Annotated in this window: 15 protein-coding genes and 1 pseudogene; 7 read left to right on the top strand and 9 right to left on the bottom strand. The window is 56.7% G+C overall.

Annotated features, from left to right (window positions below; genetic code table 11):
• Positions 1-178: 178 nt before the first annotated feature.
• From AAEO81_RS05780 to AAEO81_RS05770, 3 genes are all read left to right on the top strand, one after another.
• Complete coding sequence (locus AAEO81_RS05780) at positions 179-3025, top strand: valine--tRNA ligase (protein WP_341962228.1); 2847 nt, start codon at positions 179-181, stop codon at positions 3023-3025.
• 171 nt (positions 3026-3196) lie between these two features.
• The gene (rlmF, locus tag AAEO81_RS05775; RefSeq protein ID WP_341962227.1) at positions 3197-4225 is read left to right on the top strand and encodes a 23S rRNA (adenine(1618)-N(6))-methyltransferase RlmF; all 1029 of its coding nucleotides are present in this window, start codon (positions 3197-3199) and stop codon (positions 4223-4225) included.
• A 97-nt stretch (positions 4226-4322) separates the two neighbouring features.
• Positions 4323-5663 (top strand): DUF2599 domain-containing protein, encoded by a 1341-nt coding sequence (locus AAEO81_RS05770; protein WP_341962226.1) that lies wholly within the window; start codon positions 4323-4325, stop codon positions 5661-5663.
• A gap of 64 nt (positions 5664-5727) precedes the next feature.
• Here the strand turns inward: AAEO81_RS05770 and AAEO81_RS05765 are convergent, their stop codons facing one another.
• Positions 5728-6009, bottom strand: a complete 282-nt coding sequence (locus tag AAEO81_RS05765; protein ID WP_003221909.1) for an HU family DNA-binding protein — start codon at positions 6007-6009, stop codon at positions 5728-5730.
• A 352-nt stretch (positions 6010-6361) separates the two neighbouring features.
• Between AAEO81_RS05765 and yejK the strand changes: the two genes are divergently transcribed.
• Both yejK and AAEO81_RS05755 read left to right on the top strand, forming a co-directional pair.
• Positions 6362-7363 carry a nucleoid-associated protein YejK gene (yejK, locus tag AAEO81_RS05760; RefSeq protein WP_341962209.1) on the top strand — a complete coding sequence of 334 codons (1002 nt, stop codon included), beginning with the start codon at positions 6362-6364 and terminating at the stop codon, positions 7361-7363.
• Positions 7364-7368: 5 nt separating this feature from the next.
• On the top strand, positions 7369-7719 hold the full coding sequence (locus tag AAEO81_RS05755; protein ID WP_341962208.1) for a glutaredoxin family protein: 351 nt from the start codon (positions 7369-7371) through the stop codon (positions 7717-7719).
• A gap of 59 nt (positions 7720-7778) precedes the next feature.
• Here AAEO81_RS05755 and AAEO81_RS05750 read toward each other — a convergent pair whose 3' ends face one another.
• The 8 genes and pseudogenes from AAEO81_RS05750 to glnQ form a co-directional block, all read right to left on the bottom strand.
• On the bottom strand, positions 7779-9026 hold the full coding sequence (locus AAEO81_RS05750; protein ID WP_341962206.1) for a DUF2599 domain-containing protein: 1248 nt from the start codon (positions 9024-9026) through the stop codon (positions 7779-7781).
• Between the two features lie 290 nt (positions 9027-9316).
• The gene (locus tag AAEO81_RS05745) at positions 9317-10249 is read right to left on the bottom strand and encodes a glutathione S-transferase family protein (protein ID WP_341962205.1); all 933 of its coding nucleotides are present in this window, start codon (positions 10247-10249) and stop codon (positions 9317-9319) included.
• Between the two features lie 145 nt (positions 10250-10394).
• Positions 10395-11075, bottom strand: coding sequence for an RES family NAD+ phosphorylase (locus tag AAEO81_RS05740; protein WP_341962204.1), 681 nt, complete (start codon positions 11073-11075; stop codon positions 10395-10397).
• Positions 11075-11482: an MbcA/ParS/Xre antitoxin family protein gene (locus AAEO81_RS05735; RefSeq protein WP_341962202.1), complete on the bottom strand. Its 408-nt coding sequence runs from the start codon at positions 11480-11482 to the stop codon at positions 11075-11077. The genes AAEO81_RS05740 and AAEO81_RS05735 overlap by 1 nt, the downstream gene beginning before the upstream one ends.
• A gap of 148 nt (positions 11483-11630) precedes the next feature.
• Positions 11631-11945 (bottom strand): GIY-YIG nuclease family protein, encoded by a 315-nt coding sequence (locus tag AAEO81_RS05730; protein ID WP_341962201.1) that lies wholly within the window; start codon positions 11943-11945, stop codon positions 11631-11633.
• Between the two features lie 46 nt (positions 11946-11991).
• Entirely contained in the window at positions 11992-12489 is a 498-nt protein-coding gene (locus AAEO81_RS05725) for a nuclear transport factor 2 family protein (protein ID WP_166596396.1), read from the bottom strand.
• Positions 12490-12578: 89 nt separating this feature from the next.
• A complete protein-coding gene (locus AAEO81_RS05720) occupies positions 12579-13886 on the bottom strand; it encodes a CynX/NimT family MFS transporter (RefSeq protein ID WP_341962200.1) in 1308 nt (435 codons plus the stop codon).
• A gap of 185 nt (positions 13887-14071) precedes the next feature.
• Positions 14072-14206: pseudogene (gene glnQ / locus AAEO81_RS05715) on the bottom strand (glutamine ABC transporter ATP-binding protein GlnQ); the annotation flags it as partial.
• Positions 14207-14610: 404 nt separating this feature from the next.
• On the opposite strand from glnQ, the gene speD reads away from it, so the two are divergent.
• Entirely contained in the window at positions 14611-14994 is a 384-nt protein-coding gene (gene speD / locus AAEO81_RS05710; protein WP_341962199.1) for an adenosylmethionine decarboxylase, read from the top strand.
• The gene (locus AAEO81_RS05705; RefSeq protein ID WP_341962198.1) at positions 14981-16387 is read left to right on the top strand and encodes a radical SAM protein; all 1407 of its coding nucleotides are present in this window, start codon (positions 14981-14983) and stop codon (positions 16385-16387) included. Before speD ends, AAEO81_RS05705 begins: the two co-directional genes overlap by 14 nt.
• Positions 16388-16402: the final 15 nt, after the last annotated feature.

Here is a 16402-nt window from a genome sequence, read left to right as displayed (position 1 = left end):
TAGCACTTCGGCTTGCCAACGGTTGGGCCGTTAAAATCGCCCCCTCCGGCAAGCCGGACTGCTACAGGGCAGACAAAACCGTCCACCGCTTGCGGCTCGTCACTGGTGGCTTGCCGCTGCCCCTGTGGCTATACTGACCGGCTTTTCCGACTGAAAGCAGATCAGGTTCCCGCCGCGCATGGACAAGACCTACCAGCCGCACGCCATCGAAACTTCCTGGTACCAGACCTGGGAGTCCGAAAACTATTTCGCTCCGCAAGGCGCGGGCGACTCGTACACCATCATGATTCCGCCGCCGAACGTCACCGGCAGCCTGCACATGGGCCACGGATTCAACAACGCGATCATGGACGCCCTGATCCGTTTCCGCCGCATGCAGGGTCGCAACACCCTGTGGCAGCCAGGCACCGACCACGCCGGTATCGCCACCCAGATGCTGGTCGAGCGTCAGCTCGAAGCTCAGGGCCAGAACCGTCATGGCCTGGGTCGCGAAAGATTCCTCGAAAAAGTCTGGGAGTGGAAGGATCAGTCCGGCGGCAACATCAGCCGTCAGATCCGCCGCCTGGGCTCCTCCGTGGACTGGAGCCGTGAGCGCTTCACCATGGACGACGGCCTGTCCGAAGCCGTCAAAGAAGCCTTCGTGCGCCTGCATGAAGACGGCCTGATCTACCGTGGCAAGCGTCTGGTCAACTGGGACACCAAGCTGCACACCGCGATTTCCGACCTTGAAGTGGAAAACCACGACGAGAAAGGTAACCTGTGGAACCTGCGCTACCCGCTGGCCGACGGCGCCGAGACCGCCGAAGGTCTGGATTACCTGATCGTCGCCACGACCCGTCCGGAAACCATGCTCGGTGATGCCGCTGTCGCCGTGAACCCGAACGACGAGCGCTACAAGGCCCTGATCGGCAAGTTCGTCGAGCTGCCGCTCGTAGGCCGTCGCATCCCGATCATCGCCGACGATTACTGCGACCCTGAATTCGGCACCGGCTGCGTGAAGATCACCCCGGCTCACGATTTCAACGACTACGAAGTCGGCAAGCGCCACAACCTGCCGCTGCTGAACATCTTCGACAAGAACGCCAACGTGCTGGCCGCTGCTCAGGTGTTCAACCTCGACGGCACCCTGAACGAAACCGTCGACGGCACCCTGCCGGCTGAATACGCAGGCCTGGACCGTTTCGAAGCGCGCAAGCAGATCGTCGCAGCCTTCGACGCCGCTGGCCTGCTGGTCAGCGTCGATGACCACGCCCTGAAAGTGCCGAAAGGCGACCGCTCCGGCACCATCATCGAGCCGTGGCTGACGGACCAGTGGTACGTGTCCACCAAGCCACTGGCCGAGCCTGCCATCGCCGCCGTGGAAGACGGCCGCATCGCCTTCGTACCGAAGCAGTACGAGAACATGTACTTCTCCTGGATGCGCGACATTCAGGATTGGTGCATCAGCCGTCAGTTGTGGTGGGGCCATCGCATCCCGGCCTGGTACGATGAGTCGGGCAAGGTCTACGTCGGTCGCGACGAAGCCGAAGTGCGTGCCAAGCACAACCTCGGCCCGGACGTTGCGTTGCAACAGGACAACGACGTTCTCGACACCTGGTTCAGTTCCGGCTTGTGGACCTTCTCCACCCTCGGCTGGCCTGAGCAGACCGAATTCCTGAAGACCTTCCACCCGACCGACGTGCTGGTCACCGGTTTCGACATCATTTTCTTCTGGGTCGCCCGGATGATCATGCTCACCATGCACCTGGTGAAGAACGAAGACGGCACCCCGCAGATTCCTTTCAAGACTGTCTATGTGCACGGTCTGGTCCGCGATGGTCAGGGCCAGAAAATGTCGAAGTCCAAGGGCAACGTCCTGGACCCGCTGGACATTGTCGACGGTATCGAACTCGAAGCCCTGGTGCAGAAACGCACCAGCGGCATGATGCAGCCGCAACTGGCCAAGAAAATCGAGAAGCAGACCCGCGCCGAATTCGCCGACGGCATCGCCAGCTACGGCACCGACGCCCTGCGCTTCACTTTCTGCTCGCTGGCCTCGACCGGTCGTGACATCAAGTTCGACATGGGCCGCGTCGAAGGCTATCGCAACTTCTGCAACAAGATCTGGAACGCCGCTCGCTACGTGCTGGACAAGGGCGAAGACTGCGGCCAGAACGGCGAAGAGGTCGAGCTGTCGCTGCCGGATCGCTGGATCATCTCGCAGCTGCAACGCACCGAAGCCGAAGTGACCCGCCAGCTGGATCAATTCCGTTTCGACCTCGCCGCGCAGGCGCTGTACGAGTTCATCTGGAATCAATACTGCGACTGGTACCTGGAGCTGTCCAAGCCGGTGCTGTGGGACGAGAACGCGCCGATCGAACGTCAGCGCGGCACTCGCCGTACGCTGGTTCGCGTGCTGGAAGTGGCCCTGCGCCTGGCGCATCCGTTCATGCCGTTCATCACCGAAGAAATCTGGCAGCGCCTCGCGCCGCTGGCCGGTGCGCAGGGCAAGACCATCATGCTGCAACCATGGCCGGTGGCGAACGAAGCGCGGATCGACGCCGCTGCCGAAGGCGACATCGAATGGCTCAAGGGCCTGATGCTGGGCGTGCGGAACATCCGTGGCGAAATGAACATCGGCCCGGGCAAGCCGCTGCAACTGTTCCTCAAAAACGTCAGCGCCGAAGACCAGCGCCGCCTGAACGAAAACGAGCACCTGCTGAAGAAGCTGGCCAAGCTCGAATCGTTCACCGTACTGGCCGCAGGCGCCGAAGCACCGCTGTCCGCCACGGCTCTGGTGGGCGAGATGGAAGTGCTGGTGCCGATGGCTGGCCTGATCGACAAGGGCGCCGAGCTCGCGCGTCTGGACAAGGAAATCCAGCGCCTGCAGGGCGAAGTCCAGCGCGTGGGTGGCAAGCTGTCCAACGCCGCTTTCGTCGACAAGGCACCGCCTGACGTCATCGCCAAGGAGCGCGCCAAGCTGACCGAGGCCGAGCAGGCACTGGGCAAGCTGGCCGAACAGCACGCACGGATCGCGAGTTTGTAACGACCGACTCAGCCCGCCTGAATCCCGGGCTGGCTGATTCACACGAACCCTGTAGGAGTGAGCTTGCTCGCGATAGCAGTGTGTCAGGCGAAGCATTCGTCACGGACAGACCGTTATCGCCAGCAAGCCCGCTCCCACAGGGTTTTGTGTTTTAACCGGAAAAGACCCGCAATGACTAAACCCGAGCAGCCCAAGCCGCCTCGCAAGAAACCGAAACCCGCTCAGTCAGCCAAACCTGCCGAGCCGCGCGAGAAGGCCAGCCTGCACCCGCGCAACCGCCATCAGGGCCATTACGACTTTCCGCGCCTGATCAAGAGCAGCCCCGAGCTGGGTCAATTCGTGATCACCAACCCCTATGGCAAGGAAAGCATCGACTTCGCCAACCCGGCGGCGGTACGCGTGTTCAACCGCGCATTGCTCAAAGCGTTCTACGGCGTCTCCCATTGGGACATTCCGGCGGATTACCTCTGCCCACCGATTCCCGGTCGCGCCGATTACCTGCACTTCCTGGCCGACCTGCTCGCCGAGGACAACGCTGGCGTCATTCCCCGTGGCGCCGCGATCAAGGCGCTGGACATCGGCACAGGCGCCAACGGCGTCTACCCCCTCATCGGCCACAGCGAATATGGCTGGCACTTCGTGGGTTCGGACATCGACACGGTCGCTCTCGCTTCAGCCACCACCATCGTCAAGGCCAACGCGCTGGGCAAGGCTATCAGCTTGCGTCAGCAGGGCAATCGCAAATACATCCTGCTCGGGCTACTGCAAGCAGACGAACGCTTCGACATCAGTCTCTGCAACCCGCCCTTTCACGCCTCCGCCGAGGAAGCGTTGCGCGGCAGCCAGCGTAAATGGCGAGCACTGGGCAAGGCCGATCCCAAGCGCAAACTGCCGGTGCTGAACTTCGGTGGTCAACCCGCAGAACTGTGGTGTGAAGGCGGCGAAGCGCGTTTCGTCGCGCAGCTGATTACCGAAAGCGCCCAAGTGCCAACACAGGTGCTGTGGTTCAGCACGCTGGTGTCCAAGGCGTCCAACCTCCCGCTGATTCAAAGCACGCTGAAAAAAGCCGGCGCTGTTGAAAGCCGCGTGGTCGAGATGTCACAAGGGCAGAAACAAAGCCGCTTCGTGGCCTGGACTTTCCACGACAAGGCGCAACAACAAGCCTGGCGCGCAGAGCGTTGGGGGCAGACCAAGGCATAACGCCTACCCCGTCCACTGTCATTTTTGACAGTAGACGGGCATTTTTTCAGGCCCATAATCTGGAACCTTCTTGCATCGTCTGCCAGGGAGGCCAGCCATGCGCCGCATCGTCTGCGTCATCGCGCTATTCGTCACGTTCATCAACACGGCTTGCGCCCTTGAGCTGGCAGTCGACCCCAATCCTCAGGCAACCGCCCAGCGTCTGAATGACAGCTACAACAGGACGGTCAACGACTGCAAAGAACCCGACACAGGCGCCACACGAGGCCATTACTACTGCAGCGGCGTCACCTTGCGCATGGTCAACGACGGCCCTTTTCTGCCGTGGACGTACAGCCCCTACGCCCTGCAGACCGGCGCGACATCCTGGACATGGATCCGCAAGGACCTGAGCATTAGCGTGCTGGCGCATCCGGCAGGCTTCGTCCTGAATACACCCGCAGACGCTCAGGCCCTTGGCCTACCGGCATTGGACAAGGGCTGGACCTGCATTTACACCTTTGACGGTTTCACCGGCCCCGACCGCAACTGGTATGGCTGCGGTCCGTTCAACGACAAATCCTTTGCGCCGCCCACCCAGCCGTCCACGCAAAACAAGAACGAGGAATGGGCCTTCGGCACCTGCGCCCTGCAAAACGTCACCAACGCCGAACAATGGAAACAGAAATACCCCGGCGGCCCACAACAGCCGATTCAAACCACCCAATGCTCCTGGAACGCCGAGGTGCCCGCGCAGTGGGACGCCATGATTGCAGCACACGAAGCCAGGGCAACAACAACCGCGTCGGACTATTTTGCCGAACGCAAATATTTCAACGAATTCATGCTCAAGAACCTTCCTGGCAGTGACGGCAGCGAGATGAAACGCTACATCGCGGCCATTATCTACCTGCCGACGGGTGCGCAGAACTTCGGCGTCAGAGGCGATAACGGAAAAGCCGCCGCGCAGCAAAGCGGGATCGACAACGCCCGCCGCTTCCAGCTCAAGCTGTATCAGGAGGGCTATGCCGTGCCAGTGCTCAGGATCGACTTCAGCAAGCCCGCGCAGCAACGCTTCAGCTATAACCCGGTCGATCAGTTCGTCTGGTTGGGCGAAGGCAGCGGTGTTCCACGTCAGTACATCGACTCGGCGACGTGGTCGCAGTTCACCGACAACGTGACTGGGCAAAAAGTGTCGTCACTGAAAGTGATCCCCACTGCGCGCGGCAAGACGTATCAGGTCAATGACCGCAAAGCCATCTACCTTGAGCTGCAGCAGTTCAAAGGGGCGGACAAGCAATGGCGTGACGAGGAGAAAATGCCAGGCAGCATGGAAAGCCAGCTCAATTGCATCATCAACAACTATCCCGACCGTGCTGACTGGAACCTTGAGCCCTTCCGGCCATTGGTTTCAGCCAGTGAGGCGAAAGCTGCCGGGTGTAATCCGGTCGCCAAATAGCAGGCACAAAAAAACCGTGTCCGGATCGCTCCGTTACACGGTTCTCCTACAAGCAGCGTTTTGCTTACTTGTTGACTGCGTCAGTCAGGCCCTTGGCCACAACCAGTTTGATCACTTTCTTGGCTGGGATTTCGATGGCAGCGCCGGTCGAAGGGTTACGGCCAGTGCGAGCTGGACGCTCGGTTACTTTCAGCTTGCCGATGCCTGGCAGGGTGATTTCGCCGCCATTTTCCAGTTGATCAGCGACGATTTGGCCCAATTGGTCGAGAGCATTGCGCGCGGTGGTTTTTGGCGCGTCGATAGCTTCTGCGATATCGGCGATCAATTGGTCTTTAGTCAGAGCCATGGTGGTGTTCCTTCCCTATCAAATTCAGATGGTTTGCAGAGTGTGTACAGACGCGAAATGTAGATACCGAAATCGGCCTTTGGTTCGGCCGAACGCCCACAAACTGCATGCTTGGCGCGCTTCAGTGCGCAAGACCGGGCAAAACTAGCACAGAGCCACGCAAATATCCGCCCCTACCTAGCCATTTGGTCAGCTTTATCGTGGTTAAAAGCCAAAAAAGTCAGATTAATGGGGGCGGAGCAGTGTTTATGGCCTCTCCAGCACGTTCTGGCCCAGTCTGCGGTACACTTGCCGACTTTCGCACGGGTCACGCAGGCACCCGTTCAGTTCCACCTCAGCAGCCGAGAAATCCATGCCGATCCGTCATGCCATTGTTCACCTGATCGACAAAAAACCCGACGGTACGCCCGCAGTCCTCCATGCTCGCGACTCCGAACTCGCGGAGTCCCAGGCCATCGAGAACATGCTGGCCGACCTCAATGAGAGCTATAACGCCAAACAAGGTAAGGCCTGGGGGTTTTTCCATGCCGAGTCCGGCGCGCACCCGTTCAGCGGCTGGTTGAAGGAGTACGTTGATGAGGGCAAGGATTTCACGGCGTTCAGCCTCACCGCTGTCGAGCACCTGCAAAAGCTGATGGAAGAATCTAACCTTTCAGTGGGCGGCCATGTGTTGTTCGCCCATTATCAGCAGGGCATGACCGAATACCTCGCCATCGCGTTGCTGCACCACAGCGAAGGCGTGGCGGTGAATGAAGCGCTGGATGTCACGCCCTCGCGGCACCTCGACCTCGGCCAACTGCACCTCGCGGCGCGAATCAACATTTCCGAGTGGCAGAACAACAAGGCTTCCAAGCAGTACATTTCCTTCATCAAAGGCAAGAACGGCAAAAAGGTCTCCGAATACTTCCGCGACTTCATCGGCTGCCAGGAAGGCGTGGACGGCCCCGGCGAAACCCGCACCTTGCTCAAGGCCTTCAGCGACTTCGTCGAGAGCGAAGACCTGCCAGAAGAGTCGACCCGAGAGAAGACCAAGGCACTGGTGGACTACGCCAGTAGCCAGAGCAAAATGGGCGAGCCGATTGCGCTGGAAGAACTGTCCGGTCTGATCGACGAAGACCGTCCGCGCGCGTTCTACGAACACATTCGCAACAAGGATTACGGCCTGTCGCCGGAAATTCCGGCGGATAAACGCACGCTCAACCAGTTCCGCCGCTTCACCGGCCGTGCCGAAGGCCTGTCGATCAGCTTCGAAGCGCACCTGCTGGGCGACAAGATCGAGTACGACGAAGAGAAAGGCACGCTGATCATCAAGGGTTTGCCGACTCAACTGACCGATCAACTGAAGAGGCGCTGATCGTCATGCTCGGGCGTACCCTCAAGAAATTCGCGCTGATCATGTTGGTGGTCGTGGTCTACCAGAACTGGGGCAAGATCGAGCACCTCGTCAATCCCTCCCAGGCGGTCTCGACGCAAGTACAGTCGCAGGCCAAGGTCGTGCTGTACGCCACCGACTGGTGCGGCTACTGCAAACAGACGCGCCGCTTCCTCGACAGCAAGGGTATCCCTTACACCGAGTACGACATCGAGAAGTCCAAAGAAGGCCGCAAGGCGTATGAGGCGCTGGGCGGCCGTGGCATCCCTCTGATCGACGTGAACGGCACGCTGATCAGAGGGTTCTCGCCGGATGAGATTCTTGCAGCGTTGAAATAAAGCCAACTGGGGAGGCACTGATCTCCCCAGAATGGTGGTCTTCCCGTTCAGCAGAGCTGTTACTGCGTCGCCACACTGAGATCAGAGGGCAGTACGTTGCAGCCTACCTTCTCTGCCTCGGCCTCCGTCGCATCGGGTCGGAAGGGTTCAAGATTGAACTCGGCCTTCCCACGAGCAATGACGAAGTGGCACACCAATTGTCGGCGCATGCCCACTCCTCCGTTCTGTTTCCACTGATAGTCGTTCTTATACTTGCGGACTAACTCCGCATACACCGCATCCGATCCTGCAGAACCGCTTTGTTTACGGCCTAGATCAGTCAATACCACTGACAACGACCACTCATTTTGCCCTGTGCCAGGGTCAAAGCGCGAAACCCAGGTGGCGGATTTGACGTACCGATCAATCGTCTTGCCCGACTCTGCCACTGCCTGATCGTCAGCGTTGCATTTGAAAGTGGCATCATCCGATAAACGGCTCGGCAAGGTCATCGCGATAACAGGCACCCACACACCGGTCTTTTCGTAATAACGCTGTTGATCGAACTGAGCATCATCCCGTCCGCCTGTGGGCTCCGGCAGATAAAAGAATGCCTGGATAGGTAACTCACCCGCAGGCGTTGTACTTTTCCATGTATCGAGCCGTAATTCATTCTGCTTTCTGAACGCTTCGGGTGTTCGCCGCTGTGCGCTCAAACTGGCATTGAAGTTATCCACCGCATAGCTGTTGAGATTGTCCCTGACATCAAATCCGCACTCCCGGCGGTTATCACCGTTGACGAATGCCTTGTAATGATCGGCCCACTCCTGCCCCGTGGTAATTCTGTTCGGTTGCCGGGAATAACAAGGAGCGCCTTGCCCGCTGGGTTTCGAACCCGTCCATGCCCCACACCCCTTGTCCTCACGCGCATCAGTGCCGCCATCCATCGGGAATGCGCACAGCACGTTGTAGGTACTTTTGCCGGGTGGGACGTTCTGAACAGGAAACAGGATGTAGCCGTTATTCTCGTAGCGCACAAGCCTGGAAAACTTCGCATCTTTACGCAGGTATGAGAATGAAGTACCGCCGCTTTTTACCGAGTTGGGGCTGGGGTCCCAGGAGCTGTAATCATCGGAAGGCACAGTCGCCCTGAATATAACGCCATTGCAGAGAAACGCCGGGGAGGTGTTTTTTCCACAATTGTCCCGCGTGTCGTTGTATTGAGCGGTCAGTGCTTTGGCAGTATCCGCACAACTTGCTGCCAAGACATAAGGTGCCTGCATGGCCAGCGCCAGCAGAGACACCGCCCATAACTGAGGTTTCTTCATTTTCAACACTCCTTTCCATGGAGCCTGTTCCCTTTTTCTCAGCCACGGCGACGCCAACCTCTCGACAAAGAAGGCAACGGAACACATCAGGCGATTGCGTTTAAACAGTGAATCCAGATAGTAGCGCCGTGCACATTGCTGGCAACTGGCAGAAATGACAGTTATTGAAGGATGCCGAGATCGATTGGCGATTACCGTCAGCTTGCTAATCGAGAATGGCATTATCCGAGAGGCGAAAAAAAACGCTGCAAGGGTCGCAGCGTTTTCTTCTCTCGAACCGAAGTCAGACTTCAATCTTTGCTGATACGAAATCCGAAACGCGGGAAGTGAACATGAACGACGCCCGCACGTTCATCTTCACGGCGAACGATGATTTCTTCGCGCCCGCTGAACACCAACTTACCGTGAACGGGATTCACACCGTAATCGACTGCCGACACACTGACCTGTTGACCGGGCTCGAACCCGTTCGGGTCCTTGAACGCCTCGTCAGGCAGCGGAGCTGGTTCTGCGTTGCGTGCAATCTCGATGGCATCCGCCGGACTGAGCTCACTCGCCGCCCCATGCCCGAACCCAATGACGCGCTGATACCACGCCAGGACCGCAGGGTAATCATCTACCAATGAGGCAGTGACCGGGGTCTGCTTCAAGAACCACAAGGTGTGGGCAACCGAGAAGTCAGCAATTGAAGGCCCACCGAGCAGGAAGTCGCCGTTGCGCTCGAGTTGAGTTTCCAGACGCCCCATCAACGTCGGCCACTGGTGCTGCGCCAGTTCCAGCGGAACACGCGTCGCACTGCCTCCGTCAAAGAACGCCGCGCGGTCGGCGACAAATGCTTTCACGCCCTCAGGGGGCACTTTGGCAAAACGCACGGCCAGTGACGCTGGCTGAAACACCAGGCTGACCGAATGCAGGAACAGCACCGAATCCGCCCAGTTCGCCAGACTCGCCGACGTAAACTCCTGCCCTTCCGGGTAAAAGCTTGGCGAAGACTTCTCAGCCTCAAGACGCCGGGCAATCAACGCCGTATCGCAATAGATGTCGGCGCCGACCTGTAACACCGGTGTCTTGCGATAGCCGCCGGTCAGCGCCGTGAGGTCCGGTTTCGGCAGGATCGGCGGGATGATCACCGAGCGCCACGACAGCCCCTTGAAGCCCAACATCAATCGGGCTTTCTCGGAAAACAGGGACGTTGGGTAATGGTGCAGGATCAACTCACTCATGTTTCGACCTCTGGAACGAAGGCATTGAATCCGGGCGTGACGACCTCATGTCGCACCCCCGGCCACGGTATTCAGACAGTGGCTTAAGTTGAGCGTTGCCAGTGATGATCACAAGTGACGAACAGGCCAAGTTCGGAGACGTTACTTAGAGCGGGCTGATTTCGAATACGTGGGAGATCGTCTGGCTCTTGGCATCCCAGACATACCGAACATGCTTGCCTTGCACCGGGAGCGAGACCGTCGGCGGACGAAACGCCGCCACGCACTCATGCCCGTCAAGGCGCACGCTCTTGTAGAGCAGTCCCCACGCCCCTTCTCCCCGCAATGCGCTTGCGAAGGCTTGCGAGGTCCCGTAACGAGAAGGGTCCGGGTCATGCAGTTCAGGAAAATCCTCACGTACATCATGCACCGGCTTCACGACCTGATTCACGTAGGTGCGCAACGTCAGCTCGATGTCGGGCTCGTTCGTCGCCGCGAGAAAGCGCTCCTGATGAAAGCGTGTTTCTGCAATAGCCGCAGCCTGGCTATTCGCGGCGTAATAGATACCGTACGTCCCGTCCGTGAACCGGCTGGCCTTGCCGATGTGGGTAAACGCAGCCATGACGGGGGTAGAGCCGGGGCCGGAAACACGGTCCTCGACGGCGACTCTGCGCAATACACCGCATTGATCCAGCAGACGATCGTTGGTCATCGACTCTAGCGCATACGCCATCTCAAGGTCGGCCGGGTTGAGCACATCCTCAAACAGCGTGATCGGAGGAAAAGCACTGTTGATCATCCTGAACGCGGCATCCCAGGCCGGGATCACAGTCTGTGCATGCTTCATCAGCCCCGGACTCCGTCCAGATACCGACGCACGTCCGCGATGTCCACCACCCGACCGGCCAACATGTATTGCAATGCGGATTGGCCGTTGAAAGGTGCCGCCGTGTTGGGTTTTGCGACCCATTCGTAAGCGCGCTCCAACTGATTGCTGAAGATGATGCTGAGCGCTTTGTGGATGCCCATCAAATAGGAAATTCGCTCCAGCGTATCGCGCGGCAAACGGATGTCGGGGGTCCGTTTGTATTTGTAAAAGGTCGTGTTGCTCACAGCGCCCAGCAGTGTTCGCTGGTCCTCGACCGAGCATCCCCAATGCGCCATGAGATTGAAAAAGAAGGTCAGGGCTACGCGTCCTGCTTCCGGGGTATCGACACCAACGCCATCGTTGCGGGTGATCGCCAAGGCTGTCATGAATACCGCTCCTGCTCATCGAATCTGACAATCAGGCTAGTACACATACGCACAAAATAAAACAGGTAATTCACATGCGAAATTACTGACATCTCTGTGCACACGTTCTTACCCGCTTCCGCGCGTCGGCCTACACAGCAGCAAGTCGTTACTCGGAAGGGGTCAGGACAAAACTGGCCACAAGCGCTTCCTTTGCCCGCTTGCGCAGTTTCTTGATCAGCCGCTCCTGACGCAGCGCCTCACCCTTGTCGCGGCACGCCTCGATGTACACCAGCGCCACGGCAGGGCTGGAAAAGAAAAATCGCGCGCCCTTTCCGTTTTGGTGCTTGGTGAAGCGTTTATGGGGGTCGTCGCTGATGCCGCAATACAGCGAGCCGTTGGCAGCGCGTACGAGGTACACGAACCACGGCTTTGGCGTGAGGGTTTGAGGCGCAGACTCAAGGGCAACAGCGGTATCGGTCATGGCAGGTTGAGAGCTGAAACGCGAAAGACGCGATTCTAGCAGAGCCTTAGCGGCCTGCCCGGAAGGCTTTCAAACCCTTTTGCGCCTGGGCACGAATGGCGTTTTGAACGAACGGCGTCCAGCCCAGTAACGCGCCTTTCGCACCCAACGCCTGCCGCGACCAACGCCACAGGTCGAAGTTGTCGTGGTGTTCGCAAATCTTGCCGTCGCGAAACACGAAGCGCGCCTGAATATCGTTGACCACGGTGCGGCCGGTCTGGCTGAACAGGTAGGTCGCCAGCCAATGTGCGCCGCCGGAGCGTTCGTCGGCGCGCACATTATCGAAGCGGATGGAGAATTCCTTGGCCCGCGACGTCAACATGCGCCACATGTCACCGGCCTCGCTTCCCCGTAACTCACCGAACACCGGGTCGCTGAACAGCACGTCGTCGGTGTAACAGGCCGCCATGGCCTCGGCGTCGAGCCGATTGAAGGCCTCGTAGAAACGACGGATCAAGGCGCTGTTGTGTTCGCCAGGCTGTTCGGTGGTGTGCAGATCGCTCATACGCAGTGTCGTCCATGGAAAAAGATGCTTGCACGATAAGCGGCGGCGGAGCGTTTTGCCACGGACATTCGCCGGGCAAATACCTCGACTCAAACTTTCTCGCTGGTCACGTCGACGTACAGCGCACGCCCGGCGCCCATCCCTGCCAGAATCGCACCCACGCCAATGATGCCGAAGATCCAGCCGACCGCGCTCCAGTTGCCCGTCCAGTCATGCACAACGCCAACCGCGAACGGACCCAGCGAGGCCAACGTGTAGCCCACGCCCTGAGCCATGCTCGACAGGTTGGCGGCGACATGAGAATCCCGGGAGCGCAGCACGATCAGGGTCAGCGCCAGGCTGAACGTACCGCCCTGCCCCAACCCGAGCACCACGGCCCAGAGCCACAGTTGATTAAGGGGCGCGTACAGACAACCGTACAAACCGCCCAGTGTCAGCAGCATGACCAACAGGATCGCCAGTCGTTGATCCTTACCCCGTGTAGCCAGCCAGGGTGCAGTGAGCGAGCTGACCAGTTGCACCATGATCGACCCCGACAGCAGCAGACCCGCTTCTGTAGGTGTCAGGCCACGGCCAATGAGGATCGACGGCAACCAGCCGAAAACGATGTAGGCCAGCGACGATTGCAGCCCCATATATAAGGTAACTTGCCGCGCCAGACGATCGCGGAACAGCCCACGCACCCGATAGGCCACCTGATGCTGACCCTGGCGTTGACGGGTTTGTGGCCACCAGAAGATCGCGGCAATCACCGCCGGGACGATCCAGAACCCAAGGCCGAGTGTCCAGTCGCTGCCGCTTTCGTTTCCAAACACCTGGCTCAACGGCACCGTCGAACCCGCCGCCACCGCAGCCCCTAGACACAGAGCCATGGTGTATACGCCGGTCATGGTGCCAGCCTGTTTGGCGAAATCGCGTTTGACGATACCCGGAAGCAGCACGCCGATGATGCCAATGCTCGCGCCCGCCATGATGCTTCCCGCGAACAAGCCGACTTCACCGTACGAACTGCGCAACAGGATGCCGCACGTCAGGGTCATCAGAATCCCCAGCACCACGCGCTCGCTGCCGAAACGCCGCGCCAGGATCGGCGCCAATGGCGCGAACAAACCGAGACACAGCACCGGCAGCGTCGTCAGCAAACCCGCCTTGGCCGCTGACAGACCCAGACCCTTCGACACCTCACTGAGCACCGGCGCCATGCTCGACAGCGCCGGACGCAGGTTCAACGCCACCAGCACCAGCCCCAACAGCAGAAACCACGGGCGCTTCAGGACAGGCCGGTGCTGCTGGACTTCATCGTCATCAGCCTCCGCGTCAATCAGCAGCTCGTCGATTTCATGATGTTTTCGGGAAGGGGATAGCGTGTCGCTCGCCGTAGGCGCCTTGGTCGTCATGGGATTCTCGTGGGGGGCAGGATGTGTAACAGCGCATTGCGCAAAGACGTAATCCTGTTGGAGATCAGCAGAGAACACAAGTTTTACGAGGATTGGGTACAGTTTTAACCGTTTGGACCATTCACGAATCCGCAAACAAAAACCCGGGCACAGGGCCCGGGTTTCTGGTTAACGCAGCTATCAACTCAGTGCAGGATCTGACTGAGGAACAGCTTGGTGCGGTCGCTTTGCGGGTTGTCGAAGAAGTCGTTCGGGGCGGCTTGTTCGACGATTTCGCCTTTGTCCATGAAGATCACGCGGTTGGGCAAAGATAGCTTACTCAAAGAACACAAAGCGAACGTTAGGCACGCGGTAATGGATTCAGAAAGTGAGTTTAAGATCGCTTACGCGCTAAGGACTGCAATCATCTGCTTTCAAATGAGTTTTACTAAAAAACTGTACGCATAATAAGCAATGATTCGCAGCGCGGAAAAATCGGTTTACATTTGCTGATGTTCAAAAGCAATTTCGAAATGCTAATACTTATCTCACCTGCTAAGGCAGGGATATCTAAAACGAGAAAAGGAAATACATATGAAATCTGCTATTGATTTGTTCGAAACTGATGTAATCGGGGTAACAACCAAAGGTGTATGCCTGTGGTGATTTGAAAGCAGAAGGGGAAGGTCGACGCCTTCCCCTTCTAAAAAGTATAGCTTCACTGGAGGAAGGAGCAGCAATCACCATGGATGACTTGGGAAATCATACAATTTTAGACATAGTCGGCGCAGACGCAGCTTTGCTAAAGAACGCACACGCACTACACGATTTCTTTTTAAACACCCTGGAGCGCTCTAGCTTCAACGTCATCAATCACTTGACGCACAAATTCATCTCGAATGGCGAGGGAGTTACAGGTCTTTATTTACTATCTGAGTCGCACCTGTCTTACCACACCTACCCAGAAAATTGCTATATCAGCGTAGACGTATACACCTGCGGCACAAAGAAATTGAGACTGAAGGAAGAGCTAAAAATATTCTTCGGTAACGAAATACGCATAGCAATGCGCACACTTGTACGCGGAAGCGAAATATCACTAGCGAGCTTAGATCGTGAAAATACTTAATAACGGACTAGTAAAATTCGATTATCAATTTCCACTCTATAATTTCTTTTTCCCCTCTCAAAGTCACGAAGTATTTCGTCCCAACCGTACACAACTATCGCAAGTCTTCGAAACTGCAAATAACAGTGCAACGTCTCGAGCTTTGTATTTTCACATCCCATTTTGCGAAGCGATATGCTCATTCTGCCCGTTTACTCGAGGATTCTACAAAAATAGTGAGGAAATAGATAGATATACGCAAGCGTTGATCAAAGAGATCGAATACAAATCGCGAGTTATGGACCTAAAAAAGGTTCCAGTTCGTGCAATCTTTTTTGGTGGTGGAACGCCCTCCTTGCTTTCCCCCCGAAACATCAATGATATTGGAGAGGCACTACACCGTTATTTCGACATGTCTAATGTTGAAGAATTTTCGTTCGAATTTCACATCACGAGTGTCTCGGAGGAGCGCACTAGAGCTCTAGCCGACATCGGAGTTACCCATGCCCGATTTGGACTGCAAACGATAGACCCTACCTGGAGAAAACTATTCAATCTCTCTCAAGATATTACTCAAATAGAACGTGCAGCAGAAACACTGGTATCCTCTTTCCAGCATGTCCTCTGCGATATTCTCTATGGAATGAATGGAAGCAATGAATCGCAAACCTTAACTGACATTGACAAAGCCGTTGACCTAGGCGTCACGAACATCGATATCTACCCCATCAACAATGTCGTAACATCGCTTAAACTTCACAGACAAATCAAACAGCATACAAGTGAAATTTTCCCAGCAATGCGAAAGTTGAACATGAGGCTTATGATCGATGAACACATGCGTCAGAAAGGCTATTTGCCTTATAATGGCCACGGTTATATCCGCCAGAGACTGTCAAGGGAAAAACTGTTCGCTAGTAACTACTCATTTATCTATCACGAGCACGTTTACGGCTACGCTGATCATGATGTATTAGGTTTTGGTGTCGGCGGAATTTCGTCCCTTGCTGAGAATGTCATCACTAATACATCTCTCAGAGAGCAATACACTATTAAAATGACTTCTGGCATATACGAATGCAATGTTAGCCAACATGCATCTGTTCTTGATCTAGTAAAACCTATTGTACTAAGGCTTCCTTACCATGGAGAAATAGAAAAAGACAAAATCGCGTTTAGTGATATTCCCAGCGGCTTGTTTACTAAGCTGGAAGAGATGATCAGAGCAGGTCTAATATGCGAAACGGAAAAGACATATGAGTTAACCAAGCTGGGCTGGCTATGGTATAGCAATATCATGTTCTACTTATGCCCTCAAAGCGAGCAAAACATTCTAAAAAAATTAGTATTTGAGAAGCTCAGCGCCAAAGGAAGAGATATTACAAAAGATGAAATTATCTATTCGACTGTATAGCTCTGGATTAACTAA

Origin of the sequence: Pseudomonas sp. RC10 (genome assembly GCF_038397775.1) — a bacterium.
Taxonomy (GTDB): Bacteria; Pseudomonadota; Gammaproteobacteria; order Pseudomonadales; family Pseudomonadaceae; genus Aquipseudomonas; species Aquipseudomonas bambusae.
The sequence above is the reverse complement of the archived record's forward strand: the minus strand, read 5'-3'. Positions and strand labels throughout refer to the sequence as shown.